The sequence below is a fragment of the Escherichia sp. KTE172 genome (genome assembly GCF_000408845.1).
Lineage (GTDB): Bacteria > Pseudomonadota > Gammaproteobacteria > Enterobacterales > Enterobacteriaceae > Escherichia > Escherichia coli.
Window position 1 is genome coordinate 3,421,454 of record NZ_KE137316.1, and the last position, 23,705, is coordinate 3,445,158.

25 protein-coding genes are annotated in these 23,705 nt (G+C 55.3%); 4 read left to right on the forward strand and 21 right to left on the reverse strand.

Going from position 1 to position 23,705, the window contains the following annotated elements; all coding sequences use genetic code 11:
- Positions 1–93: 93 nt before the first annotated feature.
- The 5 genes from mdtP to yjcS form a co-directional block, all read right to left on the reverse strand.
- Entirely contained in the window at positions 94–1,560 is a 1,467-nt protein-coding gene (gene mdtP / locus G434_RS07870; protein ID WP_000610604.1) for a multidrug efflux transporter outer membrane subunit MdtP, read from the reverse strand.
- A complete protein-coding gene (gene mdtO, locus G434_RS07865) occupies positions 1,557–3,608 on the reverse strand; it encodes a multidrug efflux transporter permease subunit MdtO (RefSeq protein WP_001275164.1) in 2,052 nt (683 codons plus the stop codon). The genes mdtP and mdtO overlap by 4 nt, the downstream gene beginning before the upstream one ends.
- Positions 3,608–4,639: a multidrug efflux transporter periplasmic adaptor subunit MdtN gene (gene mdtN / locus G434_RS07860; protein ID WP_000446378.1), complete on the reverse strand. Its 1,032-nt coding sequence runs from the start codon at positions 4,637–4,639 to the stop codon at positions 3,608–3,610. The genes mdtO and mdtN overlap by 1 nt, the downstream gene beginning before the upstream one ends.
- An 18-nt stretch (positions 4,640–4,657) precedes the next feature.
- Positions 4,658–4,933 (reverse strand): YtcA family lipoprotein, encoded by a 276-nt coding sequence (locus G434_RS07855; RefSeq protein WP_001309139.1) that lies wholly within the window; start codon positions 4,931–4,933, stop codon positions 4,658–4,660.
- 208 nt (positions 4,934–5,141) lie between these two features.
- Positions 5,142–7,127 carry an alkyl sulfatase YjcS gene (yjcS, locus tag G434_RS07850; protein ID WP_001309140.1) on the reverse strand — a complete coding sequence of 662 codons (1,986 nt, stop codon included), beginning with the start codon at positions 7,125–7,127 and terminating at the stop codon, positions 5,142–5,144.
- A gap of 252 nt (positions 7,128–7,379) precedes the next feature.
- Between yjcS and G434_RS07845 the strand changes: the two genes are divergently transcribed.
- Together G434_RS07845 and yjdP are read left to right on the forward strand one after the other, a co-directional pair.
- Positions 7,380–7,697 (forward strand): RpiB/LacA/LacB family sugar-phosphate isomerase, encoded by a 318-nt coding sequence (locus G434_RS07845; protein WP_001183283.1) that lies wholly within the window; start codon positions 7,380–7,382, stop codon positions 7,695–7,697.
- A 68-nt stretch (positions 7,698–7,765) separates the two neighbouring features.
- Positions 7,766–8,095, forward strand: coding sequence for a DDRRRQL repeat protein YjdP (yjdP, locus tag G434_RS07840; RefSeq protein ID WP_000819739.1), 330 nt, complete (start codon positions 7,766–7,768; stop codon positions 8,093–8,095).
- A 34-nt stretch (positions 8,096–8,129) separates the two neighbouring features.
- Here yjdP and phnP read toward each other — a convergent pair whose 3' ends face one another.
- The 16 genes from phnP to G434_RS07760 all read right to left on the reverse strand — a co-directional run bounded on the left by phnP (position 8,130) and on the right by G434_RS07760 (position 19,969).
- On the reverse strand, positions 8,130–8,888 hold the full coding sequence (gene phnP / locus G434_RS07835; protein ID WP_000059960.1) for a phosphonate metabolism protein PhnP: 759 nt from the start codon (positions 8,886–8,888) through the stop codon (positions 8,130–8,132).
- A gap of 1 nt (position 8,889) precedes the next feature.
- Positions 8,890–9,324: an aminoalkylphosphonate N-acetyltransferase gene (gene phnO, locus G434_RS07830; protein ID WP_001110486.1), complete on the reverse strand. Its 435-nt coding sequence runs from the start codon at positions 9,322–9,324 to the stop codon at positions 8,890–8,892.
- Positions 9,311–9,868 carry a ribose 1,5-bisphosphokinase gene (gene phnN, locus G434_RS07825; RefSeq protein WP_000145982.1) on the reverse strand — a complete coding sequence of 186 codons (558 nt, stop codon included), beginning with the start codon at positions 9,866–9,868 and terminating at the stop codon, positions 9,311–9,313. The genes phnO and phnN overlap by 14 nt, the downstream gene beginning before the upstream one ends.
- Complete coding sequence (gene phnM, locus G434_RS07820; RefSeq protein ID WP_000586311.1) at positions 9,868–11,004, reverse strand: alpha-D-ribose 1-methylphosphonate 5-triphosphate diphosphatase; 1,137 nt, start codon at positions 11,002–11,004, stop codon at positions 9,868–9,870. The genes phnN and phnM overlap by 1 nt, the downstream gene beginning before the upstream one ends.
- Positions 11,001–11,681, reverse strand: coding sequence for a phosphonate C-P lyase system protein PhnL (gene phnL / locus G434_RS07815; RefSeq protein ID WP_000611434.1), 681 nt, complete (start codon positions 11,679–11,681; stop codon positions 11,001–11,003). The genes phnM and phnL overlap by 4 nt, the downstream gene beginning before the upstream one ends.
- Positions 11,682–11,791: 110 nt before the next feature.
- Positions 11,792–12,550: a phosphonate C-P lyase system protein PhnK gene (gene phnK, locus G434_RS07810; RefSeq protein WP_001075518.1), complete on the reverse strand. Its 759-nt coding sequence runs from the start codon at positions 12,548–12,550 to the stop codon at positions 11,792–11,794.
- Positions 12,547–13,392: an alpha-D-ribose 1-methylphosphonate 5-phosphate C-P-lyase PhnJ gene (gene phnJ / locus G434_RS07805; protein ID WP_000002283.1), complete on the reverse strand. Its 846-nt coding sequence runs from the start codon at positions 13,390–13,392 to the stop codon at positions 12,547–12,549. The genes phnK and phnJ overlap by 4 nt, the downstream gene beginning before the upstream one ends.
- Positions 13,385–14,449 (reverse strand): alpha-D-ribose 1-methylphosphonate 5-triphosphate synthase subunit PhnI, encoded by a 1,065-nt coding sequence (gene phnI, locus G434_RS07800; RefSeq protein ID WP_001309141.1) that lies wholly within the window; start codon positions 14,447–14,449, stop codon positions 13,385–13,387. Before phnI ends, phnJ begins: the two co-directional genes overlap by 8 nt.
- The gene (gene phnH, locus G434_RS07795; RefSeq protein ID WP_000171627.1) at positions 14,449–15,033 is read right to left on the reverse strand and encodes a phosphonate C-P lyase system protein PhnH; all 585 of its coding nucleotides are present in this window, start codon (positions 15,031–15,033) and stop codon (positions 14,449–14,451) included. Before phnH ends, phnI begins: the two co-directional genes overlap by 1 nt.
- Entirely contained in the window at positions 15,030–15,482 is a 453-nt protein-coding gene (gene phnG, locus G434_RS07790) for a phosphonate C-P lyase system protein PhnG (RefSeq protein WP_000542776.1), read from the reverse strand. The genes phnH and phnG overlap by 4 nt, the downstream gene beginning before the upstream one ends.
- Positions 15,483–16,208, reverse strand: coding sequence for a phosphonate metabolism transcriptional regulator PhnF (gene phnF / locus G434_RS07785; protein ID WP_001309142.1), 726 nt, complete (start codon positions 16,206–16,208; stop codon positions 15,483–15,485). It lies immediately after the preceding gene.
- Between the two features lie 20 nt (positions 16,209–16,228).
- Positions 16,229–17,008 (reverse strand): phosphonate ABC transporter, permease protein PhnE, encoded by a 780-nt coding sequence (phnE, locus tag G434_RS07780; RefSeq protein WP_001193496.1) that lies wholly within the window; start codon positions 17,006–17,008, stop codon positions 16,229–16,231.
- A gap of 60 nt (positions 17,009–17,068) precedes the next feature.
- Entirely contained in the window at positions 17,069–18,085 is a 1,017-nt protein-coding gene (phnD, locus tag G434_RS07775; RefSeq protein ID WP_000991999.1) for a phosphonate ABC transporter substrate-binding protein, read from the reverse strand.
- A gap of 24 nt (positions 18,086–18,109) precedes the next feature.
- The gene (gene phnC, locus G434_RS07770; RefSeq protein ID WP_001193403.1) at positions 18,110–18,898 is read right to left on the reverse strand and encodes a phosphonate ABC transporter ATP-binding protein; all 789 of its coding nucleotides are present in this window, start codon (positions 18,896–18,898) and stop codon (positions 18,110–18,112) included.
- Between the two features lie 132 nt (positions 18,899–19,030).
- Entirely contained in the window at positions 19,031–19,474 is a 444-nt protein-coding gene (yjdN, locus tag G434_RS07765; RefSeq protein ID WP_001131311.1) for a VOC family metalloprotein YjdN, read from the reverse strand.
- A gap of 159 nt (positions 19,475–19,633) precedes the next feature.
- Positions 19,634–19,969, reverse strand: coding sequence for a zinc ribbon domain-containing protein YjdM (locus G434_RS07760; RefSeq protein WP_001300891.1), 336 nt, complete (start codon positions 19,967–19,969; stop codon positions 19,634–19,636).
- Positions 19,970–20,370: 401 nt separating this feature from the next.
- Here G434_RS07760 and crfC point away from each other — a divergent pair, with 401 nt between their 5' ends.
- Together crfC and G434_RS07750 are read left to right on the forward strand one after the other, a co-directional pair.
- Entirely contained in the window at positions 20,371–22,599 is a 2,229-nt protein-coding gene (gene crfC, locus G434_RS07755; protein ID WP_000288570.1) for a clamp-binding protein CrfC, read from the forward strand.
- The gene (locus G434_RS07750) at positions 22,596–23,474 is read left to right on the forward strand and encodes a diguanylate cyclase regulator RdcB family protein (RefSeq protein ID WP_000598103.1); all 879 of its coding nucleotides are present in this window, start codon (positions 22,596–22,598) and stop codon (positions 23,472–23,474) included. The genes crfC and G434_RS07750 overlap by 4 nt, the downstream gene beginning before the upstream one ends.
- Positions 23,475–23,705 lie beyond the last annotated feature (231 nt).

Here is a 23,705-nt window from a genome sequence, read left to right on the forward strand (position 1 = left end):
TATTTATTCAAAACTCTGACGAAAAACAGGCTGTCGTCAGTTTTGACGTGACGAAACGAAATACCGCGTGACAGCCATCACGCGGCAGACATTTTATTTTTTCTCGACGACGGGACTTGCCTGATACCCGCCGCCCAGCGATTTCATCAACTGAATGCTTTGGATCACCCGGCGGCTGTCCAGCATCAGTAATGACATCTCCTCGGCAAGCACTGGCAACCGGGCTTCGGTGGCCTGTAAGCGGCTGGTTAAGCCGCGTTGATAGGCGGCCTCGGCAGCGCGCTGGGTGAAGCGCGTGGCTTCCACGCGTTCAGCCTGCATCTCTCGCTCGTCGTTGAGCGTTTGCAGACGCGTGCCGTTGACGGCAACGTCGCGCACCGCATTCAGCACTGACTGGTTGTAACGTTCAATCATCATGTTGCTGGCGGCGCGAGTGCCTTCGAGATTGGCATTCAACCGTCCACCGTCAAACAGCGGCAATTTCAGACCCGGGATAAAGTTGAACTGGCGACTGGTTTTTTTGAATAAGGTATCCAGGTGGATAGAATCCAGGCCGAAAAACGCTTTGATATCAAAGCTCGGATAGAACAGCGCCCGCGCGGAATCCACCTGATCTAATGACGCCTGAACATACCAGCGCATAGCTTGCAGATCCGGGCGTCTGGCGAGCAACTCATAAGAGAGTGTCGCCGGAATACCGGTCTGGACTCGTGGTAATGCCACCGGTTTGATCTCCGGCATATCGCTGGCTCCCGCGCCAATCAATGCGCGCAGAGATTCTCTCGTTTCGGTGATTTGCCCTTTGACGGCAGCAATTTGTTTATCGACCGCCAGAATCTGTGCCCGCGCGCCGTGGAAAGGCACTTGCGCTTCCAGACCGTGCGCCACTTTACTCTGGTGCGCTTTTACCGCGTAATCAATCACATCGCGAGTTTGTTCTAACAGATCGAGCATCTGATAGCTGGCCTGCATACTGTAATAAAGCTGCGCTACGCCAGTGGTCAGCGATAGCTCTACTGCTGCGGTTTCTGCCAGCGCGGCATTATGCGCGCCAATGGCGGCGGCAACCGCTGAGCGATGCACACCCCACAAATCAAGATCCAGTCCGGCAAACAAACCGACTGTGGCTTCCGTATAGTACGGCCCGTCCATCCCCAGTGCGGGCGCATCCATCGCATAAGGGCTTAAAAAGCCGTTCGCCGAGACGCGTTGGCGGTTAAGCATCCCTAACGCTGCCACCTGCAACTGTGAACCGGTATCTAACAAATCGGCCTGGGACTGCGCTTTTTCTTCCCGCAGTTTCGCTTCGGCGAGGGTGTGTGAACCACTTAGCGTCCGTTGGATCAGGGCATCCAACTGCGGGTCATTGAGTTGTTTCCACCACTGCGCCTGCGGCCAGCCGGAGCTGGCAAGATGAATATCATCTGCCAGTTTGATTTGTTCAGGTTTGAGCTGTTGATGAGGCGCAGAATCCTTGCGTACCAGGGCACAGCCGGAAATCAGCGTCGTGCTGCCGAGAATGCTGCACAACAGCAGACGTGAAAGTTGACGATTGATCATTGCGTGGCTCCTTGTGCCTGTTCCGTGGCGGGCGTTAATGCCGGGGCTGTCCAGTCTGGCAAGCGGGCGAAAAGCTGGCAGACGTGTTGCTCCTGTTTTAATAAGGTGGGCAGGATGGCCTGCGAGGCGGGTGTTTCTTCAAGCGTTATTTGAGGAGAACGGCTGAGTGCGGTTGCCAGACCGGCGGCGTATTTCTCCAGTGCGTCGGCAAACTGACCTGCTCTGTCCGGCTGTAGTGCGTTATCCAGCGCCTGCGCCGAGTTCCAGGTTGCATCCCAGGCGTGAAGAATATCGCGGCCCTGACGAATAACCGTTTGCGAACGTTCAATCAGTAAAGCGCGTTCTTCGCTGTCCAGTTGACGCTCCAACGCCACGCGTTGGCACATCTCTTCACAGGCATTAAACGCCGCATGCAGACCTATACGAATTTGCAAATAAGTGCGCAGAGCTGTGACTTCCTGCTGGCGTGGGATCCGCATTACTTTACTTAACATACCCAGCGCGCCAGCCAGTTTTTGCGGCAGGGTGCGCGCTTCACTTTCAGGCCAGACAAAGGTGTAAATCACCGCGGACACCACGGTACCAATGATGATACCCAGGGCGCGATCGCGAATTTCCACCAGGTCGTACACCGGGCCAAAAACATTTTCGAGCGTGGCGAGCGCGAAGGTAACCACCATCTGTGTGCCGATATAAGAAGAGCGTTCAGAGCTGGTGGCAATCCATGCGCCCAACAGGAAAATCGGTGCCAGCACAAACAGCAATTCGACAATATTGTCCAGCCAGGGCATGACCAGTAGCGTGAATAACAGCGCCAGAATTGCACCGCAGAAGGCACCGCCAAAACGCAGCGCCATTTTCTGATACGACGAACCAACATTCGGGTTAGCGACGATCACGCAGGTCAGCATACAGGTGTGAATGCCTTCCCAGTCCGCGCCGCTGTAGAAGGTGTAACAGATCAAACAGGCGAGCAGCGTTTTTACCGCGTAGCGCATATAGTCTGGATTGGTAAAAGCATCGGCGACCATTGATGGCGGTTTGGTGGCGGGCGTTGGCGGTGTATTCGGGTCCATCTGACCCAGTTGCAACAATGTCTGGCAGATATTCTCCAGGTTACATTCCCGTGCCGCCATCGCTTCACTTTCAGTGATCCGCCAGTCGCTTTGCCAGCACTGACCTTCGGCAATGGCATGCTGCAGTTTGTTGATTTCTGTGGCTAATTTTTGCCGAAATTCAATAATTGCCTGAGAATCAGCAAAAGAGGTGGGATCGTAGCGATTCAGCGTCGAGTAAATGTAGGTTACCGTTGCCACGCAGCTTTGCCACCATGCGCTCTGAGTTCGCCAGTTGGCATCGTCCGCGAGGCAAAAGACATTGAGTTTTTGCAGCGCCAGCGCCTCTCTTTCAATCCGCGTTTCGGGTAGCGGTGCGAGGCTGTCCGTCAGGTGACTAATGGCATCATCAAGCCGATCATTAAGCGCTTGATGCATTTGCGTAATGGTGCGGCTGGGAAACCACAGCACGCCGATTAACGTCATCAGCAAGGTTGGATAGAGGCCAACAACGATACACCACAGGGTTAAGCGCACGACCACTTCCGGATAGTCGAGCATGGCGGGGAAGGTTTGCCCGTAAATAGCGACAATGGCGACGGCGAAAAAGACCAGCCCCAACCGATGGGTGCGCATCAAAAACATACAGCCCATCAGGATCGGTCCGGCAATGATCAATCGGATCAACGGTTCGCCATATGACCATTTGTAGATCAAAAACAGGCTGGCGATTTCCAGCATCGTGGCGACCACAAACAAGATCGCCACAAATTTGGTGTAAAACGCGTTCGACTGAATACCGTAAAACAGCACTGCCAGTGATAACGCCACAAAAGGGATCTCAAAAGTCATCGAGATCAGAATCACCAGCAGGCAGCCTACCCAGAGTTGCATAGTCTGCGGCACGCGGCCTGGTCGCCGCTCGCTTAACTCTTCATGAAAGAACGCCAGCAGCCTGACCACCGGTAATGGCAGGGAGTTGAGCGCGCTCATTATTGCGGCTCAAGATTAGCGACTGCCGAAGCGCCGATGCGGAACATTTCCGGGTCAGGTTTATCAACCATGATTTTGACCGGAAAACGCTGGGCAACGCGGACCCAGTTAATAGAACGAGACACTTTCGGCAGGCCGCCCAGCACCAGGCCGCCGTCATCCGGTAGCACGCCGTAGCCAATCGAATCCACTTTACCCTCGAAGGTTTTGCCGCTGTCGCTCATCAGGCGAATCGTTGCGGGTGTACCTGAGCGAATATTTTTCAGATCAGTTTCGCGGAAATTGGCGATCACGTACCAGTGACGAGTGTCGATTAGGGTGAAAATAGGGCGCATGGCAGAAGCAAATTGCCCGACGGAGGTTTTGAGGGAAATGACCCGGCCATCAAACGGCGCGCGAACGGTCGCCATTTCCAGATGCAGTTTGGTCAGGGCAATATCCGCTTCGACCGCCGCACGTTGCGCCACCAGCGCATCGACGCCGCTGACGGCGCTGGCGGCTGACTGCGCCTGTAACAATACGGCATTAAGATCCGCTTCTGCAGCGCGCTGCGCAGTTCTTGCACGGTCAACGTCTTCCGCTGAGACAAAACCTTCTTTCAGTAATGGCTCGGTGCGGCGTAATGTATCTGTGGCCTGTTTCGCGGCGGCACGGGCTTTTTCTACCGTGGCATTAACCGAGTCGGCACCAAACTGTTGCGCGTCAACGCTACGCTGGGTGAGCATAATTTGCTTATCCAGCGCCGCGAGGGAGGCTTCGGCTTTCGCCAGATTGGCTTCGTACGGGCGCGGGTCGATGCGGAACAGCAAATCGCCCTGTTTCACCGCCTGGTTGTCGGTGACCGCCAGTTCTACAATGCGACCGCTGACTTCCGGCACCACATCAATGGTATCTGCTGACGCGTAGGCGTCATTAGTTGATGGCGCACTGTCTACGCGCCAGATAACGAAAACAAGGGCAACCAGCGCCAACGCAACCACTAACAGAGCAGGGAATTTACTGCGAGGAGCTTTTTTCGGCGTACTTTCCATGAGCGCGTCTCAAATAAATTAGAAAAATGCCAGCCAGAGCAGCATGGCGTAGAGAGCAAAAAGGGCGGTATAAATAATTCCGACAAATGCCAGATTGATATTTGCCCGCTGAATAATTCGCCTCGTGATGAGCGTCAAAATAAGGCTGGCAATGGCGCAGAAAAACCAGCTGGGATAATAAGCGCCGATCACCGGGATTGCCGGAGATAATGAGCATCCCGAAACCATGAAGACGGGAATTATCCAGGCTGTTTTTTTGAGTTGCATCGCCATGCGAGAGAGAACTGTTGGCATATTAAATACATCCTGTCTGCTGCGAACAATATCTGTAGTGAATATCAATATCCATTGAAGGCGTCAGTATGGCTATTTTCTCGATGAATAAAAATAGCTTTATTCAGCCACCGCATTCATAACTTATATATTTTATGTATTAATTTGCTGTATATATTTTTTAAATAAATGCTTTTGGGGGCTTAAGGGCCCCCAAAAGTGAGTGGCATTAATTTGGGGTTACGATATTCACCCACAAATCGAAATTATCCAGACAGGCAATAATTTCTTCCAGTTTCGCACCATTGCCAATAATTTTGGCTTTCTTCGCTTTTACCAGATCCGCCATTTTGGCTTGTCCGGTCAGCACGGCGTGAAGATCTTCACGGCTGATGTAGAAAGAGGCGTTGGCTTCAGGTTGCAGCGTTTTACGGTAGTTAAGCACGCTATCGTTCAGCGTCAGGTTGAGGTTATCGCCGTTGCTCATATTGAAGTTCAGGCTGATATTCTTACCTGCGGCTTTCGCACTATCGAGGCGAACGGACATAAAGTCGAACAGCATTTCGACCGACATTCCGCGAATGGTGTCCGGGGAACCGGTGGTGCCGTGGCTGAATTTATGCACCCCTTCGCGCAGCTCTTTCGCGCCGGTCAGGTAGAAACCGCGCCAGGTGGCGGACTCGGCCTGATAGCCCAGCTGTTCAAAGTTATTCGCTTGCAGATTCTTCGCGACCTGGTCACCAGGGTTGGCGGCAATCACCTGTTTCAGCAGTTCTGCCGACCAGCGGTAATCACCTTGCTTGTTCGCTTCTTGCGCCAGGTTGATGACACGGGCAGAACCGCCCAGCGCCTGCACGTAACGTTTACCCATCTCCACCTGACCATACGGATGCAGGTTAGCCGGGTTACCGTCGTAATAGCCAAGATAGAAGTTATACACCGCGCGGGCGTTGTGGCTGACAGAACCGTAATAGCCGCGGCTGGCCCAGTTATTGGCAAGCGCAGGCGGTAGCTTAATCATGTCGCCGATTTCATTCATGGTGTAGCCCTGGTTTGCCAGGTGCAGGGTCTGGTCGTGAATGTACTTGATAGTATCGCGATATTTACCAATATAATCATTGATATGCTTATTGCCCCAGACCGGCCAGGTGTGCGGCATAAACAGTACTTCCGCGTCGTTACCCCACATATCCAGCGTTTCGTTCAGGTACTCGGTCCACTTGCTGGTATCGCGGGTTTTCGCGCCGCGCAGAGTGTAGAAGTTGTGCAGGGTATGCGTGGCGTTCTCGGCGGTACACAGGGCTTTCAGGGCCGGAATATAGAAGTGCATTTCGGCTGGCGCTTCGCTACCCGGAGTCATCAGGAAGTCAAACTCCAGGCCGTCGATAATCATCTTCTCGCCAGTTCTGACGATAGTTTTAGTCGGTGCAATAATGCTCGGGTCGCCGGTTGCCAGCGTCACGCCCAGGCCATTACCCACGTTGCCTTGCGCGTTGTGCGGCAGTAACAGACCGTAAGAGTAGAGCGCACGGCGGCTCATAATATTACCCGCCAGCACGTTTTCGCTGATGGCTTCGTCCATAAAGCCTGCCGGAGCGATCACCTGCACTTTGCCGGATTTAACATCCGCTTCAGAGATAATGCCTTTCACACCGCCATAATGGTCGGCGTGGCTGTGGGTGTAAATAACAGCAACAATCGGTTTTTGCGGACGATGTTGGAAGTAAAGGTCAAGTGCGGCTTTTGCGGCAGGCGGCGTCACCAGTGGGTCGATAACAATAATGCCTTTCTCGCCCTCAACGAATGTAATGTTAGAGATATCCTGGCCGCGCACCTGATACATTTTATCGGTGACTTTGAACAGGCCAGAAATGCCGTTGATCTGCGACTGACGCCACAGGCTGGGGTTTACGGTTTCCGGCGCAGCGGCATTAATATCAAATTTGTAATCATTCGCGCGGTAGTAAACTTTGCCGTTAGCATCACGCAGAATACCTTCATCCAGCAGCGGGGCGATAAATCCACGCTGGGCATCGTCAAAATCTTGACGATCGCTAAACGGTAATGATTTGGCGTAATTCTGATTAATCTGTTGGGTATATTGAGTGGCGGCTTTCGCTTCATCTGTTGCGTAAGCGGTATTTACCATCATGCCGCTGGCGGCAGTTAACGCAATAACAATCCTGCTCAAACGGAATAACCGAGAGTTATTCATATAAATCTCCATTTATCATTTATGTCGTAAATATGTAACCCATGCAAAATACGTCATTTGAAGCTGGCGTTATCATAATTGGGAAATTGCGACTTTAATAAGTAGAAGTGTGAGCTGAACGCGCCATTTTATTAGGCATTTGTGCTGAAGAGGGAAAATTACGCGAATTTATTATCTCTGTAAATAATATGAGGTGTTTTATATATTTATTATATATATTGTACTTCGGCAAATACTGAGCACAATTAATCAATGCAACCGGTGTTTTTTATTAAAAAACGTACCGGAGCAATGGGCGGTCATGTCGCTGGCACCGCAGGATTCTGCGTTGCTGTGCCAGCCTTTTATTCATGGTCAATGAGTGAGGGGATTGATAAAGAAACCAGGTCGTCAGAGCGCACTGATTATCCGCATTACGCCAGTGAAGTTGCACTGGCTTTTGGTTCACGAGTGGTTGGCCTCGAACTGGCAAAAATGATTGTCGATGCGTGGCTGGGCGCACAGTACGAAGGCGGTAGTCATCAACAACGCGTGGAGGCGATTACGGCAATAGAGCAGCGGAGAAATTGAGATTCATCCACTACTTGCATGGATGAGTAATGACTAATGTGGATAGAGTTTCTTTTTGAGGTTGGCTAATGAAACGCTTTCCGCTATTTCTTTTATTCACCCTGCTCACGCTGTCCACCGTTCCGGCCCAGGCAGATATTATCGACGACACCATTGGCAATATTCAGCAGGCGATTAACGATGCTTATAACCCTGACCGTGGGCGAGACTATGAAGATTCGCGCGACGACGGCTGGCAGCGTGAAGTGAACGACGATCGGCGCAGACAATATGACGACCGCCGCCGCCAGTTTGAAGATCGCCGCAGGCAGCTGGACGATCGCCAGCGCCAGCTTGATCAGGAGCGTCGGCAACTGGAGGATGAAGAGCGGAGAATGGAAGATGAGTATGGGCGTTGATGTTGAGTTTAGAGCAGGCATCGCCCCTCACCCATCACGCCACCCCAATCTCCATCCCATCAAACCCCGCCTCAAACCCCGACGGCAGTGCGTTTTCCATCAGCCACGCATCAAACTGGTGGCTGATATGCGTCAGAATCACCCGTGGCGAGCGGATAACCTCATTCAGCGCCAGCACGGTGTTTAAATCACAGTGATTACGCGGTGCATCCTCGCGCGGTGGGTGGCTGCAATCAATCACCATTACCTGTGGCTGATTATTGCGTAAAAATTTCAGCGTTTTTTCCGGCAAGCCAGCGGTGTCAGACAACCACGCCACGCGGCTGTGTGCCGTTTCCAGCAGATAACCGAAGGTCAGTTTTGAGTGGTTGAGCGGCAGGGGCGTGACCTGTAACCCCTGTAAATCAAACACCACAAACGGTTCCATCGTGTGGCTGAAATCAAGCAGGCCCGGATGTTTAAACAGATCGTCGCAGCCCTGTTCATCCGGCGGGCCGTAGATCGGGATCGAATCGCCCACGCCCCAGCGCAGCGGAAACAGCCCCTGCACGTGATCCATATGGTAGTGCGTCAGCAAAAACTGCTGGAACGATCCGGGCGACCAGCGATCGGCGAGATCGTGCAGCCCGGCGTCGATCAGGGTGATCGCGTCGTTAAACTTCACGACGCCGCTGCATGGCTGGCGGCGATACTGCGGTGAGCGCCGCGCTCTGGCGCAGGCTACGCACTCGCAGCCCCATGTCGGAACGCCCTGTGCGCCTCCGGTGCCAGTAAGTGTGAGGGTCAGGCTCATATTACAGCGCCTTGGTGAAGCGGAAGTGGCTCTGCTCGTAGCCTTCACGCAGGTAAAAACGGTGCGCGTCGTGGCGCTTCACGTTGGTGGAAAGCTCGGTCATTTCGGCCCCGGCCTGGCGGGCTTCTTCTTCTGCCCATGCCAGTAATTTACTGCCGATGTTCAGACCGCGCGCCTGCGGCATCACCACCAGTTCCTGAATTTCGCCGATCCAGTTGACATGATGCAGATGAAACTGCAAATGCAGGCCGATCATGCCGACAACTTCGCCATCCAGCAGCGCCAGATGGTAGCGCATGTTCGGATCGCGCAGATTGGCGTTAAACCCCACGCGAAACGCATGGTGGTCAAACTCCGCCTGTTTTAGCTCACAAATCAGCGCGTAAACTGCGTCGGTATCGTACTGCGTGGCCGGGCGAAGCTCACAAGCAGGCATGGTGTTTCTCCTTCTGATGAATCAGCGTCAGCAGCGTGTCGACCGACTGGCGCAGGCTGCCGTCATTATTGAGCGTATGGCAATCCTGGGGAGTATAGCGGGCGGCGCGCGCCAGCCGGGCGTTAATTTCACTGGCGTTTTCACGGCCACGGTTTTCCAGGCGCTGGCGCAGGATCTCCGGCGAAACCTGTAAGCAAATGGGCAGCAGCGCCGATTGATAGCGCGCCCGCGCCTGCGGCAAATGCGCGCGTGAGCCGTTGACCAGCACGTCAAATCCAGCGTGCAGCCAGAGATCAATCTCGACGCCGATGCCATAATACAGGCCGTTGGCGTGCCAGCTTAAGGCCAGAAGGTTCTGCCCCGCGCGGGTAAAAAACTCCTGCTCGCTCAGGGCGATATGGTTTTCACTTCCGGCGCTGGCGGCGCGCGTGATGTAGCGATGCGCTACCAGTAGCTGAGTTTGTTCCCGCTGGCGGAGTTCCGTCAACAGACTGTCTTTTCCGGAGCCAGAGGCCCCCATTAACCAAATCAGTTTTCCCGTCATCAGAACACCCTTTTACCCTGACGCCAGACGTGGTCGATATGAATGTGGTTGCCCTTGCGATGCGCCAGCACCAGGTCGGCGCGTTTGCCCTCGCCAATCACTCCGCGATCCTGAAGATTAAGCGCCTGCGCCGGATTTTTAGTCACCAGCTTCACCGCCTGCGGCAGCGTAAAGCGGTTGCTCTCGTCATCGGCGACGCGAAATGCCGCATCGAGCAGGCTGGCGGGGTAGTAGTCGGAAGAGAGGATATCCAGCAGGCCAAGCTGCGCCAGTTCACTGGCCGCCACGTTGCCGGAGTGCGAACCTCCGCGCACGATATTCGGCGCGCCCATCAGCACGTTCATGCCATGCTTGCGCGAGGCTTGTGCCGCTTCGAACGTGGTGGGAAATTCGGCGATCACGCTGCCAAGCTGGTGGGATTCGGCAACGTGGGCGTGCGTGGCGTCATCGTGGCTGGCGAGCGCAATGTGTCGCGCGCGGCACATTGCGGCGATGGTTTCGCGATTTGGCTGCGACCAGCGTGCGGCGAGCGCCAATTGCTCTTCTTCGTACTGCTGCATCTGCGCATCGGTGAGGGAATATTTGCCCTGATAATATTCGCGATACTTCTCGCGATTGGCGAACTGGCGCTGGCCCGGCGAGTGGTCCATCAGCGATACCAGCGTCACCGGTTCGCGCTGCACCAGTTTTTCAAACAGCGGCAACGTGGTGTGGTGCGGCAGTTCGCAGCGCAGGTGCAGGCGGTGCTCGGCGCGGTTGACGCCGCGTTTCTGCGTCTCTTCGATGGCGTTGATCATCTTCTCCAGATTCTCCAGCCGATCGCCGCCGTCGCGCACATCACCAATCGCCACGGCGTCCAGTACGGTGGTGATGCCGCTTGCCACCATCAGCGCGTCGTGGCTGCTCATCGCCGAATGGGCGGGCCAGTCGACTTTCGGGCGCGGGGTGAAGAATTTATCGAGGTTGTCGGTATGCAGCTCAATCAGTCCGGGCAGTAGCCAGCCACCTTCGCCGTCCATCGCTTCCGGCTGGCGGCTCTGGCTTTCGGCAAAGGCGCGAATTTCGCCATCCTGTACTTCCAGTGAACCGTGCACCACTTCATTTTCCAGCACCAGTTTGACGTTATTGATAATCATGAAGAGGCTCCCATCGGGTGCAGGCGGTCGGCGACGTCATTGCGTACGGCTTCGTCATGGAAGATACCGACGATGGCTGCGCCACGGGCTTTAGCTTCGAGAATTAGTTCCACCACCGCGGCGCTGTTTTTGGCGTCCAGCGAGGCGGTAGGTTCGTCGAGCAGCAGAATGGGGTAGTCGACGATAAAGCCACGGGCGATGTTGACGCGCTGCTGTTCGCCGCCGGAGAAGGTCGATGGTGCAAGGTGCCACAGGCGTTCAGGCACGTTCAGGCGCGTCAGTAATCGGGCGGCTTTTGCGGCGCAGGCTTCACGCGGTACGCCGGTATCGAGCAGAGGCTGCATCACCACTTCCAGTGCCGAAATACGCGGGATGACGCGCAGAAACTGGCTCACCCAGCCGATGGTGGTTTTGCGGATCTCCACCACTTTGCGGGCTGGCGCGGTGACCAGGTCTACCCATTCCTCACCGTGTTTGATCTGGATTTGCCCTTCGTCGGGCAGATAGTTGGCGTACAGCGAGCGCAGCAGGGTTGATTTTCCGCTGCCGGAGTGGCCGTGAAGCACCACGCATTCGCCTGCGTTGACGGTGAGCGAGGCACGTTGTAAGACGGGCAGGCGCACGCCGTTTTGTTGGTGCAGGATGAAGGTTTTACTGACGTTTTGTACGTTAATCATTTTTCGCCTCGTGGTTCGGGTGTCGGATGCGACGCTGACGCGTCTTATCCGACCTACGGGGAGCGCATTTGTCGGCCGGATAAGGCGTTTACGCCGTATCCAGCACTGGCTCAATTCTGCAAAACCGATGACACCAGCAACTGGGTGTACGGGTGGTGCGGGTCGTCGAGCACGCGGTCGGTTAACCCACTCTCCACCACTTGCCCCTGTTTCATCACCAGCAAACGGTCCGCCAGCAGGCGGGCGACGCCCAGATCGTGGGTGACAATCACCACCGCCAGATTCAGCTCCACCACCAGACCGCGCAGCAGATCGAGCAGGCGCGCCTGTACCGATACATCCAGCCCGCCGGTCGGTTCATCCATAAACACCAGCTTCGGATGCGTCACCAGGTTGCGGGCAATCTGCAAACGCTGCTGCATGCCGCCGGAAAAGGTGGTTGGCAGGTCGTCGATCCGGTTAGCGGGAATCTCCACCTCTTCCAGCCACTTCTGCGCGGTGGCGCGAATATCGCCGTAATGACGCGCCCCGGTCGCCATCAGCCGCTCGCCGATATTGCCGCCTGCCGACACCTGGCGGCGCAGGCCGTCGAGTGGATGCTGATGCACCACGCCCCATTCGGTGCGCAGCAGGCGACGGCGGTCGGCCTCGCTCATGCCATAGAGGGAACGGTTTTCATAGTGAATCTCCCCTTGCTGCGGCGTCAGACGCGCGGAAATTGATTTCAGCAGCGTGGTCTTCCCGGAGCCGGATTCCCCGACGATGCCCAGCACTTCCCCCGGCCATAAATCAAAAGAGACATCGCTAAAGCCTTTGCCCGGCGCGTAAAGGTGGGTCAGGTTATTGACCGAAAGTAACGGTTGATTCATTGGTTTTTTGCCTCGCTCTGTTGGCGGCAATAATCGGTATCGGAGCAGACAAACATGCGGTTTCCGGCGTCATCCAGCACCACTTCGTCGAGATAGCTGTGGGTCGATCCGCAGATGGCGCATGGCTCATCCCACTGCTGAACGGTGAACGGGTGATCGTCGAAATCGAGGCTTTCCACGCGGGTAAACGGCGGCACCGCATAGATGCGCTTCTCGCGTCCTGCGCCGAACAGCTGCAGGGCGGGCATCATGTCCATTTTTGGGTTATCGAATTTCGGGATCGGCGACGGGTCCATCACGTAGCGCCCGTTCACCTTCACCGGATAGGCATAGGTGGTGGCGATATGACCGAAGCGGGCGATATCTTCATACAGTTTCACCTGCATCACGCCGTACTCCTCCAGCGCGTGCATAGTGCGGGTTTCCGTTTCGCGCGGCTCGATAAAGCGCAGCGGTTCCGGGATTGGCACCTGGAAGATAATGATCTGATCTTCGGTCAGCGGCGTTTCGGGGATGCGGTGACGCGTCTGGATAAGCGTCGCATCGTCCGTACGTTCAGTGGTGTTTACCCCGGTCACGCGCTTAAAGAAGTTGCGAATCGACACGGCGTTGGTGGTGTCATCCGCACCCTGGTCAATCACCTTCAACACGTCGCTTTCGCCAATCACGCTGGCGGTAAGCTGGATACCACCAGTTCCCCAGCCGTACGGCATCGGCATCTCGCGCCCGCCAAAAGGTACCTGATAACCGGGGATCGCTACCGCTTTTAAGATGGCGCGGCGGATCATGCGTTTGGTCTGCTCGTCGAGGTAGGCAAAGTTGTAGCCGCTCAGATTAGCCATGGTTCTGCTCCTGTTGCAGACGTTTGAGTAGCTCCAGTTCGGCCTGGAAATCGACGTAGTGCGGGAGTTTAAGGTGCGAGACAAAGCCTGCGGCTTCGACGTTGTCGGCATGCGCCAGCACGAACTCTTCATCCTGCGCCGGGCCTGTCGTGTGCTCGCCGTACTCCGGAGCCTGCAATGCACGGTCAACCAGCGCCATCGCCATCGCTTTGCGCTCGCTCATGCCGAACACCAGCCCGTAGCCGCGCGTGAAGTGCGGCGGCTCATCCGGCGGGTCGATAAAACCGTTGACCATTTCACATTCGGTCATCAGCAGTTCGCCGACGTTCACCGCAAATCCCAGCTCTTCCGGCACAATCGACACGTCGATATAGCCGCTGCGGATTTCGCCTGCGAACGGATGATTGCGTCCGTAACCACGCTGGGTGGAGTAGGCCAGCGCCAGCAAATAGCCTTCGTCGCCGCGCATTAATTGTTGCAGGCGGGAGGAGCGTGAGCAGGGGTAAACCGGCGGCGTGCGGGTGATGTCGTCCGGCTGTGCGCCGCTATCTTCTTCAAACTTCGCCAGCCCCTGACGCGCCAGCAGGCTGAAAACGTGCGGCGACGGCTGTTGTTCGCTGTCGGCTGTGGTCAGCGTCGGCGCTTCGCCGTTTGCCAGCAGGGTGAAATCGAGCAGGCGGTGGGTGTAGTCGTAGGTTGGGCCAAGCAGCTGGCCGCCGGGAATATCTTTATACACCGCTGAAATACGCCGTTCGAGACGCATCCCGGTGGTGTCGAGCGGCTCGCTTACCGCAAGCTTCGCCAGCGTGGTACGGTAGGCGCGCAGCAGGAAAATTGCTTCGACGTTATCGCCGCTGGCCTGTTTCAGCGCCAGCGCCGCCAGTTCGCGGTCGGCAATGCCGCCTTCGGTCATCACGCGATCTACCGCGAGGTTAAGCTGCTGTTCAATCTGGGCGACGCTCAGTTCAGGCAAATCGGTATTGCCCCGGCGTCGGCTCTCTTGCAGGGCGTGGGCGGCGTCGATCGCCTTCTCGCCCCCTTTCACGGCAACGTACATCAGCACACCTCCACATGAGTGGTTCGCGGGATAGCCAGCAGCCGCTCGCCGCAGGTCAGGATCAGGTCGATGCCGAGCGGGAACGGGTGCGGGCGCTCGGTAAGTTCGTGCAGAATGCACTCCGGCAGCTGCGGGGCGATCATTCGTTCTTCGGCAATACCCGCGCCAGTAAGGCGCAGCATGCGCCCGCCGCTCAGGCTGGCGACCTGTAAAATCAGCGTCGCGCCCGCTTCCGGCGCAACAGCGGTGCCGCTGGAAAGAGCGTTGAGCTGTTCGCTGGAAATCGCCTCATCCGTTACCGCGAAGGTCGCCTGTTCCGGCTGGCTGACCAGCGGCGTGTTGGTATGAAAACGCAGGCTCTGGCTGACGATATCGTTACTTAATGGCGCAGAAAGCCACACCGGCGTGTCGTTATCGGCCAGTGTCAGCAGCACGCTGGTGGTGGCGATATTCAGCGGCTGCCAGCCGCGTTTGAGCTGATGCAGGGCGACAATCACGCCCGGCTCGCTCATGGCCTTTAACAGGCGACGAAAACTGTGCTGGGCATCCTGCACGGGAAGCATAAAAGCGGTTTCCAGGGTCATGCGTTGTCTCCGCGAACCATCGTAAAGAAGTCGACCCGGCTGGCGTTTACTTCGGCCTGGCGTGCGGCAATGCGTGCCATACGGTCAGCGTCCAGCGGGGCAATAAGAGTTTCTGATAAGTTTTGAAAGTGGCGAGATTGCTGCATCAGCGCGTCGATCAGCGCGCAGCGTTCGGCGTGCTGTTTGTCGCGCCCCAGCACCCAGCTGTAGCCGAGCGTGCCGTCAGTCAGGCGGACGGCGGCGCGGGTGAGCGTGGCGTCGCCAGCAAAAAAGCGTTCGCCGGTGCCGCCCATTCGAGCCTGAATCTGCACCAGGCCAGTTTCGGCAGTGCGGATTACTTCATAGTCGGCAGTGATGTTCAGCGCCTTCAGGCGGGCTGCCAGTTCCGCCGGTTGGCTGTGTGCCAGTACGGACATCCAGTGCTGGCGGGTCGCGGTATCTGCGTGCATTCAGTGCTCCATAGTGAATTCAATCATGTCGGCGCGCGTCAGGCTGACGGAGTACTCCGCCGGGCTGCTTTCACCGTCACGGTGGTTAAGGGTGCGCACGCACAGCAGCGGCGACATATTCGGGATTTCAAGACGCTGGCACTCTTTGGCCTGGGCGCGGCGGGCGCTGATCCGCGTCTGGCTGCGGCGCAGCGCAATCCCCATTTGCTCGCGCAGAAAATCGTGCAGCGAGCCGCTGTCGAAGCGTTGCAGCGTCGGCCAGAGGGTGAGGTCCGCAAAGTAGTGGTCGATTAAACAGAGCGCGACGCCGTTGACCCGGCGCAGGGTGCGCAGGTGGATAACGTTCTCGCCCTCGGTTATCCCCAGCGCGTCAGCGACGTGACCGGAGGCCGGGCGCAGCACAGACAGCAGTTTTTCGCTGGTGGGATGGCTGCCCTGATCCAGCAGGTTCTGGCTAAAACGCGCCTGGGCGTTGAGCGGGTAATCGAACGGGCGCATCAGCACCAGCACGCCGACGCCCTGACGGCGCTGTACCCAGCCTTTTTCCACCAGTTGGTCGATGGCGCGGCGCAGGGTGTGGCGGTTCACCTCAAAGCGCGCCGCCAGTTGCTGCTCGGCGGGAAGATAGTCGCCGCAGCGGTAGTGTTGACGAAGCTCCTGCTCAAGTTTTGCGGCTATCTCCTGATAGCGTGTTGGGTAGCTGGTCGGATGTGTAGACAAGTGCATAGATATCAATGCCTCGCTTATCAGATAAAGTGCTTACGCAACCGTTGAGAGAGGAAATCCAGCAGGCTGACCGTGACGATAATCAGCACCATCAGGGCGCAGGTTTGCTGGAACTGGAAACCGCGAATCGCTTCCCACAGGGTGACGCCGATCCCGCCCGCGCCGACCATGCCAACAACGGTGGCCGAACGGACGTTGGATTCGAAGCGATAGAGGGAGTAGGAGATCAGCAGCGGCATCACCTGCGGCAGCACGCCGTAGAGGATCTCTTCGAGCTTGTTGGCACCGGTGGCGCGAATACCTTCCACCGGGCCGGGTTCAATTGCTTCTACCGCTTCGGAAAGCAGTTTGGAGAGCACGCCGGTGGTGTGGATAAACAGCGCCAGTACGCCAGCGAACGGACCGAGACCGACGGCGACCACGAACAGCATGGCGAAGACCATCTCGTTAATGGCGCGGCAGGCGTCCATCAGGCGGCGAACGGGTTGGTAAACCCACCACGGCACCAGGTTTTCGGCGCTCATCAGGCCAAAGGGGATGGAGAGAACCACCGCCAGCGCGGTGCCCCAGACGGCGATTTGCAGCGTGACGGCCATTTCGGTGAGGTAATCCTGCCACTGGCTGAAATCGGGCGGGAAGAAGTCGGCAGCGAACGTCGCCATGTTGCCGCCGTCTTTAATCAGCGTGAGCGGGGCCATTTCCGCGCCCTGCCACGAGACGACCAGCACGGCGAGAACAATGGCCCAGCTCAGAAGCGAGAACCAGCTGCGCTTGGGTGGGGCGATGGTGATGGTTTGCATATATTGCTCCGTTTAATGTTTTCTCCCTCTCCCTGTGGGAGAGGGGACCGATCGAGCACATTACTGCACCGCTTTACTCACCGAACTCATCGCGCTTAACGCGTTGTTCAGGCGGTCCAGGTCATCCAGCTGCGCCTGAATGGCGCTAGTTTTTGCCAGCTTGTCCTGCTCATTCAGCCCTTTATTGCTTTTCACGCCCTGCATCTCTTTAAACAGTGCGAGCTGGCGAATCGGCACCAGTTGCAGGTCGCTGGAGGCGCGGAACGGGGCCCAGCCCAGGCGCTCCAGCACCGCTTTCTCTTCCGGCGTTTTGCCGTAGTTCATAAAGAAGTCGTAGATCTTGTCTTTGGTGGTTTCGGACAGATTTTTGCGCCAGACGATCGGATCGCCTGGGATCAGCGGCGACTTCCAGATCACCTTCAGTTCTTTCAGCTTCTCTGGCGCGGAGGTTTTCAGCTTGTCGAGGTTTTCGGTGTTGTTGGTCGCCACATCCACCTGCTTGTTGGCGACGGCCAGCGCGTTGGTTTCATGCCCGGCGTTGACGGTGCGTTTGAAGTCGCTGGCGGAGATATTGTTTTTGGCAAAGACGTAGTAACCGGGGACGAGGAAGCCAGAGGTGGAGTTAGGATCGCCATTGCCGAAGGTGAGATCTTTCCGCTTCGCCAGCAGATCGTTCAGGTTGTTGATCGGACTATCTTTGTTGACGATCAACACGCTCCAGTAACCCGGCGATCCATCCGCCGCGACCGTCTGGGCGAAGACCTGACCGTTGGCGCGATCCACCGCTTCCATCGCCGACAGATTGCCGTACCAGGCGATATCCACTTTGTTGAAGCGCATTCCCTGGATAATGCCCGCGTAGTCCGGGGCAAAGAAGGCGTTGACCTTCACGCCCAGCTTCTTCTCCATATCCTGTAAGAACGGCGTCCATTGCGGTTTCAGGTTTTGCTGTGATTCCGTTGAAATAATGCCGAAATTCAGCGCCTTTTCCTGCTCTTCGGCGTGCGCCGGGCTTAACAGGGTGCTGAGGCTGAACATGCTGGTGAAGGCCAGCGAGGCAATTATCTTAGCGTTCATTCGTTTTCCTCAATGATGGGGATGTCAGGCAGCTTTCGCGTTCTCTTCGACGCGGTTGATGCTGCGATAGAGATGATCAAAGCGTTCGTTATCAAACTGTTGGCTGCTGCCGTCGTAGAAGACGTGCCCCTGGCGCAGGGCGACGATGCGTTCGCAGTAGCGCAGGGCGTAATCCACCTGATGCAGCGTGACGACCACGGTAATGCCGTCGTTCTGGTTGATGTCGCGCAGGGTGTCCATCACGATGCGCGCTGATTCCGGGTCCAGCGAGGCGATGGGTTCGTCCGCCAGAATCACCTTCGCCTGCTGCATCAGCGCGCGGGCAATCGCCACACGCTGCTGTTGCCCGCCGGAGAGGGTGGAAACGCGCTGATGGGCAAAATGCACCATGCCAACGCGGGTCAGCGCCTGTAACGCGCGCTGTTTCTGCTCGCGGGTGAAGTAGCTAAAACAGGTGCGCCAGAATGGCGTGCTGCCGAGCGCGCCAATCAGCACGTTCTCCAGTACGCTCAGGCGATTCACCAGGTTGAATTGTTGGAAGATGTAGCCGGTGTTGGCGCGGCTTTTGCGGATATCGCGGGCCAGGCGGCCTTCGCGCTGGACTGTGCGGCCCAGCAGCTCGATATGGCTACCGGCAGATTTATCGCCGGTAATCAAACCGCTTAAGTGACGTAAAAGGGTGGATTTGCCGGAACCCGACGGCCCAAGCAGAGCCACCATTTCACCGTGATGAATGTTCAGATCAACCGCGTGCAGCGCCTGATGCTGATTGAAGGTTTTGGCGAGCTTCTCGACACGGATAATCGTTTGCATGATGCAGCCTCCCTAAAAAAGTGGCTCCATCGTGGCGGATTATTGTGACGATTTGGTTAATTAAAAGTGACTAACAGATGAAGAGTTAACGGGAATTCGATGACAGTGCGGGAGGGCGGGCCTCCCGGCGGATTATTGCGTTGGTTGTTGTTTGACGACATTAATCATCCACGGTACGCCAAATTTATCGGTGACTTTGCCGAAGCCATGCGCCCAGAAAGTTTCCTGCCAGGCCATTTCGATTTTTCCGTTGGCGGCAAGATTGTCAAACCAGCGTTTCCCTTCTTCGACCTGTTGCGAATCGAGCACTAACGTAAAGCCGGAGTAGCTGGCTTTTCCTGACGGTATAGCATCGCTCATCATGATATCGCTTCCGGCAATGCGCACATTGGCGTGGGCGATGGCGGTATCGGGAAATTGCATTCCGGAAGGGCAGTTCTCGGCGCTGTCCTGCGCTGATTTTGGCATTTCGCCGAAGCTGATTTTATAGATCAGTTCAGCGCCCAACGTACGTTGATAATAAGCAATTGCGTCGGCACAGTTACCGGCAAAAGAGAGGTAGGGACTTAACGGCATGATGGTGACCTCAGTTAAGAGAAGCCAGTTAAGTGTAGTTCGAAATTTATACAGATGAGAGGGAAGCCTGATAAGACGCGGTCAGCGTCGCATCAGGCAGTCGGCATCGTTGCCGGATGCGGCGCGAGCGCCTTATCCGGCTTACCGATCACAATACAATCAGTTCTTTTTCACAAACTCAGATTTCAGTTTCATCGGACCAAAACCGTCGATTTTGCAATCGATGTTATGGTCGCCTTCAACCAGGCGGATGTTTTTCACTTTGGTGCCAATTTTCAGCATCGAAGAGCTACCTTTCACCTTCAGATCTTTAATGATGGTAACGCTGTCGCCGTCAGCCAGCAGATTGCCGTTAGCATCTTTAACGATCAGCTCGTCGCTTTCCTGTGCAGGTTCTGCGTCGTTCCATTCGTAGGCACATTCCGGGCAGATGTACATGCCGTTATCTTCGTAGGTGTATTCGGAGTTGCATTTTGGGCAGTGTGGTAATGACATGTGGATTTCCTCAAAAGTCAGCAGGGCAAAAGCGCCAAAAAACGGCAGATTGCCGAAAAAGGCCGCAATTATACACAAAATCCCTGAGTTTGTCGGGGGTACTGCTGATTTTAGACGACGATCGTTTTCATTTGAAAGGAAACGCAAAAAGAAAATAATCTTTTTGCCTCCATTTATTATTTAAGATAAGGTTAATGCTCTACTTGTTCTTTTTTTAATTCAAATGATATTTTTATCTTTCTGACGTTTTAAACGTATCGGAAGACGTTATTTATTCTAATAAAAAACAACACTCTAAATATAAAATTATTTCTTGCAGTAATTATAAAAGCCGAAAACAGAACTCAAAAACAATCTGGCTAAATAAAAGTAACAAAATTTGCTTTAAGGAAGAATTTTCTATGTACACACAGACCCTGTATGAGTTAAGTCAGGAGGCTGAACGCCTGTTACAGCTTTCTCGCCAACAGTTGCAGTTACTGGAAAAAATGCCTCTCTCTGTCCCCGGAGACGATGCGCCACAACTGGCTTTACCCTGGAGTCAGCCTAATATCGCCGAACGTCACGCGATGCTGAATAATGAGTTGCGTAAAATTTCCCGACTGGAAATGGTGCTGGCGATTGTCGGTACCATGAAAGCAGGGAAATCAACCACCATTAATGCCATTGTTGGTACGGAGGTTTTGCCTAATCGTAATCGCCCAATGACTGCGCTGCCGACGCTTATTCGCCATACGCCCGGGCAAAAGGAACCGGTACTGCATTTTTCACATGTCGCGCCAATCGATTGTTTAATTCAAAAATTACAACAGCGCCTGCGTGATTGCGATATTAAGCATCTGACCGATGTGCTGGAAATAGATAAAGATATGCGTGCGCTTATGCAGCGGATCGAAAATGGCGTCGCTTTCGAAAAATATTATCTGGGTGCCCAGCCTATTTTTCATTGTCTGAAAAGTTTGAATGATTTGGTGCGACTGGCGAAGGCGCTGGACGTCGATTTTCCTTTTTCTGCTTACGCCGCCATTGAGCATATTCCCGTGATTGAAGTGGAGTTTGTCCATCTGGCGGGGCTGGAGAGTTATCCCGGTCAATTGACGTTACTGGATACCCCCGGGCCAAATGAAGCCGGGCAACCGCATCTGCAAAAAATGCTTAACCAGCAGCTGGCACGCGCCTCGGCGGTACTGGCGGTGCTGGATTATACGCAACTGAAATCGATCTCCGATGAAGAGGTCCGTGAGGCGATTTTGGCGGTGGGGCAATCGGTGCCGCTGTATGTGCTGGTCAATAAGTTCGATCAACAGGATCGTAACAGTGACGACGCCGACCAGGTGCGGGCACTGATTTCCGGGACGCTGATGAAAGGCTGTATTACGCCACAGCAGATATTTCCGGTGTCGTCGATGTGGGGCTACCTGGCGAATCGGGCGCGCCATGAGTTAGCCAACAACGGTAAGTTACCACCGCCAGAGCAACAACGCTGGGTGGAAGATTTTGCCCATGCCGCGCTCGGCAGGCGCTGGCGTCATGCCGATCTGGCTGACCTCGAACATATTCGTCATGCTGCCGATCAGTTGTGGGAAGATTCGCTGTTCGCCCAGCCAATTCAGGCGTTGCTTCATGCCGCTTACGCTAACGCCTCGTTGTATGCTCTGCGATCTGCCGCGCATAAACTGTTGAATTACGCGCAGCAGGCGCGGGAATACCTGGATTTTCGTGCGCACGGGTTAAACGTCGCTTGTGAACAATTGCGGCAAAATATCCATCAGGTCGAAGAAAGTTTGCAGCTATTGCAACTCAATCAGGCGCAGGTGAGCGGCGAGATTAAACATGAAATCGAGCTGGCCCTGACCTCCGCCAACCACTTTCTGCGTCAACAGCAAGATGCGCTGAATGCCCAGTTTGCCGCCTTGTTTCAGGATGATTCGGAGCCGTTAAGCGAGATTCGTACCCGCTGTGAGACACTGTTACAGACGGCGCAGAACACCATCAGTCGCGACTTTACGCTGCGTTTTGCCGAGCTGGAATCCACCCTTTGCCGGGTGTTAACCGATGTTATTCGCCCCATTGAGCAACAAATCAAAATGGAATTGAGCGAGTCAGGGTTTCGTCCTGGGTTTCATTTTCCTGTTTTTCACGGCGCAGTTCCCCACTTCAACACTCGCCAGCTGTTCAGTGAAGTCATTTCGCGCCAGGAAGCAACGGACGAGCAGAGCACGCGTTTAGGCGTTGTGCGTGAGACTTTTTCGCGCTGGTTGAATCAGCCCGACTGGGGACGGGGAAATGAGAAATCCCCGACAGAGACGGTTGATTACAGTGTGTTGCAACGAGCATTAAGCGCAGAAGTCGATCTTTATTGCCAACAAATGGCTAAAGTTTTGGCAGAGCAGGTCGATGAATCTGTTACGGCAGGCATGAATACTTTTTTCGCTGAGTTCGCTTCATGTTTGACGGAATTACAGACGCGTTTACGCGAAAGCCTGGCTCTGCGTCAACAAAATGAATCGGTGGTCAGGCTGATGCAGCAGCAATTGCAGCAGGCTGTGATGACTCACAGCTGGATTTACATCGACGCTCAGCTGTTACGCGATGATATTCAAACACTTTTCACGGCAGAACGATATTGATCAAGACGTTACTGGACGGCCCCGGTCGCGTGCTGGAGTCGGTTCATCCGCGCTTTTTAGTGGATCTGGCGCAGGGCGATGATGCCCGCCATCCACAAGCCCATCAGCAGCAGTTTCGTGAACGACTGATGCAGGAACTTCTTGCGCGTGTGCAGCTTCAGGCATGGACGAACGGCGGGATGTTAAATGCGCCGCTTAGCCTGCGTCTGACATTGGTGGAAAAACTGGCGTCGATGCTGGATCCCGGTCATCTGGCGCTGACGCAGATCGCGCAACATCTGGCGCTGCTGCAAAAAATGGATCACCGCCAGCACTCTGCTTTCCCGGAGCTCCCCCAGCAAATTGCCGCCTTGTATGAGTGGTTTTCAGCCCGTTGTCGCTGGAAGGAAAAGGCGTTAACGCAACGAGGCCTACTGGTGCAGGCAGGTGATCAGAGCGAGCAAATTTTTACCCGCTGGCGTGCTGGGGCGTATAACGCCTGGTCGTTGCCTGGGCGCTGTTTTATCGTTCTGGAGGAGTTGCGCTGGGGGGCATTTGGCGATGCCTGCCGTCTGGGAAGCCCGCAAGCGGTGGCGTTGTTGCTGGGTGATTTGCGCGAGAAAGCGACACAACATCTGGCAGAGAGTATCAATGCGGCACCGACCACGCGTCACTATTACCATCAGTGGTTTGCCTCTTCGACCATTCCGACGGGCGGGGATCATGCTGATTTTTTAAGTTGGCTGGGAAAGTGGACCACGGCAGATAAACAACCCGTTTGCTGGTCAGTGACCCAACGCTGGCAAACTGTCGCGCTGGGGATGCCACGACTCTGTTCAGCGCAGCGTCTGGCGGGGGCAATGGTCGAGGAAATCTTCTCTGTAAATTTGGTGTAAATAATCAGTTACATCAATGAGTCCTAAACGAAATCCATGTGTGAAGTTGATCACAAATTTAAACACTGGTAGGGTAAAAAGGTCATTAACTGCCCAATTCAGGCGTCAACTGGTTTGATTGTACATTCCTTAACCGGAGGGTGTAAGCAAACCCGCTACGCTTGTTACAGAGATTGCATCCTGCAATTCCCGCTCCCCTTTTGCGGCCGTCGCGCTGATTTTTCTGGCGTT

Excerpts from the sequence above, each read along its gene's own strand:
- mdtO (WP_001275164.1), bottom strand. The coding sequence starts at position 3,608 with ATGAGCGCGCTCAACTCCCTGCCATTACCGGTGGTCAGGCTGCTGGCG.
- yjdP (WP_000819739.1), top strand. The coding sequence starts at position 7,766 with ATGAAACGCTTTCCGCTATTTCTTTTATTCACCCTGCTCACGCTGTCC.
- G434_RS07845 (WP_001183283.1), top strand. The coding sequence starts at position 7,380 with ATGCAACCGGTGTTTTTTATTAAAAAACGTACCGGAGCAATGGGCGGT.
- phnJ (WP_000002283.1), bottom strand. The coding sequence starts at position 13,392 with ATGGCTAATCTGAGCGGCTACAACTTTGCCTACCTCGACGAGCAGACC.
- phnP (WP_000059960.1), bottom strand. The coding sequence starts at position 8,888 with ATGAGCCTGACCCTCACACTTACTGGCACCGGAGGCGCACAGGGCGTT.
- mdtP (WP_000610604.1), bottom strand. The coding sequence starts at position 1,560 with ATGATCAATCGTCAACTTTCACGTCTGCTGTTGTGCAGCATTCTCGGC.
- phnG (WP_000542776.1), bottom strand. The coding sequence starts at position 15,482 with ATGCACGCAGATACCGCGACCCGCCAGCACTGGATGTCCGTACTGGCA.
- phnK (WP_001075518.1), bottom strand. The coding sequence starts at position 12,550 with ATGAATCAACCGTTACTTTCGGTCAATAACCTGACCCACCTTTACGCG.
- phnI (WP_001309141.1), bottom strand. The coding sequence starts at position 14,449 with ATGTACGTTGCCGTGAAAGGGGGCGAGAAGGCGATCGACGCCGCCCAC.
- G434_RS07760 (WP_001300891.1), bottom strand. The coding sequence starts at position 19,969 with ATGTCATTACCACACTGCCCAAAATGCAACTCCGAATACACCTACGAA.
- phnC (WP_001193403.1), bottom strand. The coding sequence starts at position 18,898 with ATGCAAACGATTATCCGTGTCGAGAAGCTCGCCAAAACCTTCAATCAG.
- phnF (WP_001309142.1), bottom strand. The coding sequence starts at position 16,208 with ATGCACTTGTCTACACATCCGACCAGCTACCCAACACGCTATCAGGAG.
- phnM (WP_000586311.1), bottom strand. The coding sequence starts at position 11,004 with ATGATTATCAATAACGTCAAACTGGTGCTGGAAAATGAAGTGGTGCAC.
- phnH (WP_000171627.1), bottom strand. The coding sequence starts at position 15,033 with ATGACCCTGGAAACCGCTTTTATGCTTCCCGTGCAGGATGCCCAGCAC.
- phnO (WP_001110486.1), bottom strand. The coding sequence starts at position 9,324 with ATGCCTGCTTGTGAGCTTCGCCCGGCCACGCAGTACGATACCGACGCA.
- yjdN (WP_001131311.1), bottom strand. The coding sequence starts at position 19,474 with ATGCCGTTAAGTCCCTACCTCTCTTTTGCCGGTAACTGTGCCGACGCA.
- phnN (WP_000145982.1), bottom strand. The coding sequence starts at position 9,868 with ATGACGGGAAAACTGATTTGGTTAATGGGGGCCTCTGGCTCCGGAAAA.
- G434_RS07855 (WP_001309139.1), bottom strand. The coding sequence starts at position 4,933 with ATGCCAACAGTTCTCTCTCGCATGGCGATGCAACTCAAAAAAACAGCC.
- crfC (WP_000288570.1), top strand. The coding sequence starts at position 20,371 with ATGTACACACAGACCCTGTATGAGTTAAGTCAGGAGGCTGAACGCCTG.
- phnE (WP_001193496.1), bottom strand. The coding sequence starts at position 17,008 with ATGCAAACCATCACCATCGCCCCACCCAAGCGCAGCTGGTTCTCGCTT.
- yjcS (WP_001309140.1), bottom strand. The coding sequence starts at position 7,127 with ATGAATAACTCTCGGTTATTCCGTTTGAGCAGGATTGTTATTGCGTTA.
- phnD (WP_000991999.1), bottom strand. The coding sequence starts at position 18,085 with ATGAACGCTAAGATAATTGCCTCGCTGGCCTTCACCAGCATGTTCAGC.
- mdtN (WP_000446378.1), bottom strand. The coding sequence starts at position 4,639 with ATGGAAAGTACGCCGAAAAAAGCTCCTCGCAGTAAATTCCCTGCTCTG.
- phnL (WP_000611434.1), bottom strand. The coding sequence starts at position 11,681 with ATGATTAACGTACAAAACGTCAGTAAAACCTTCATCCTGCACCAACAA.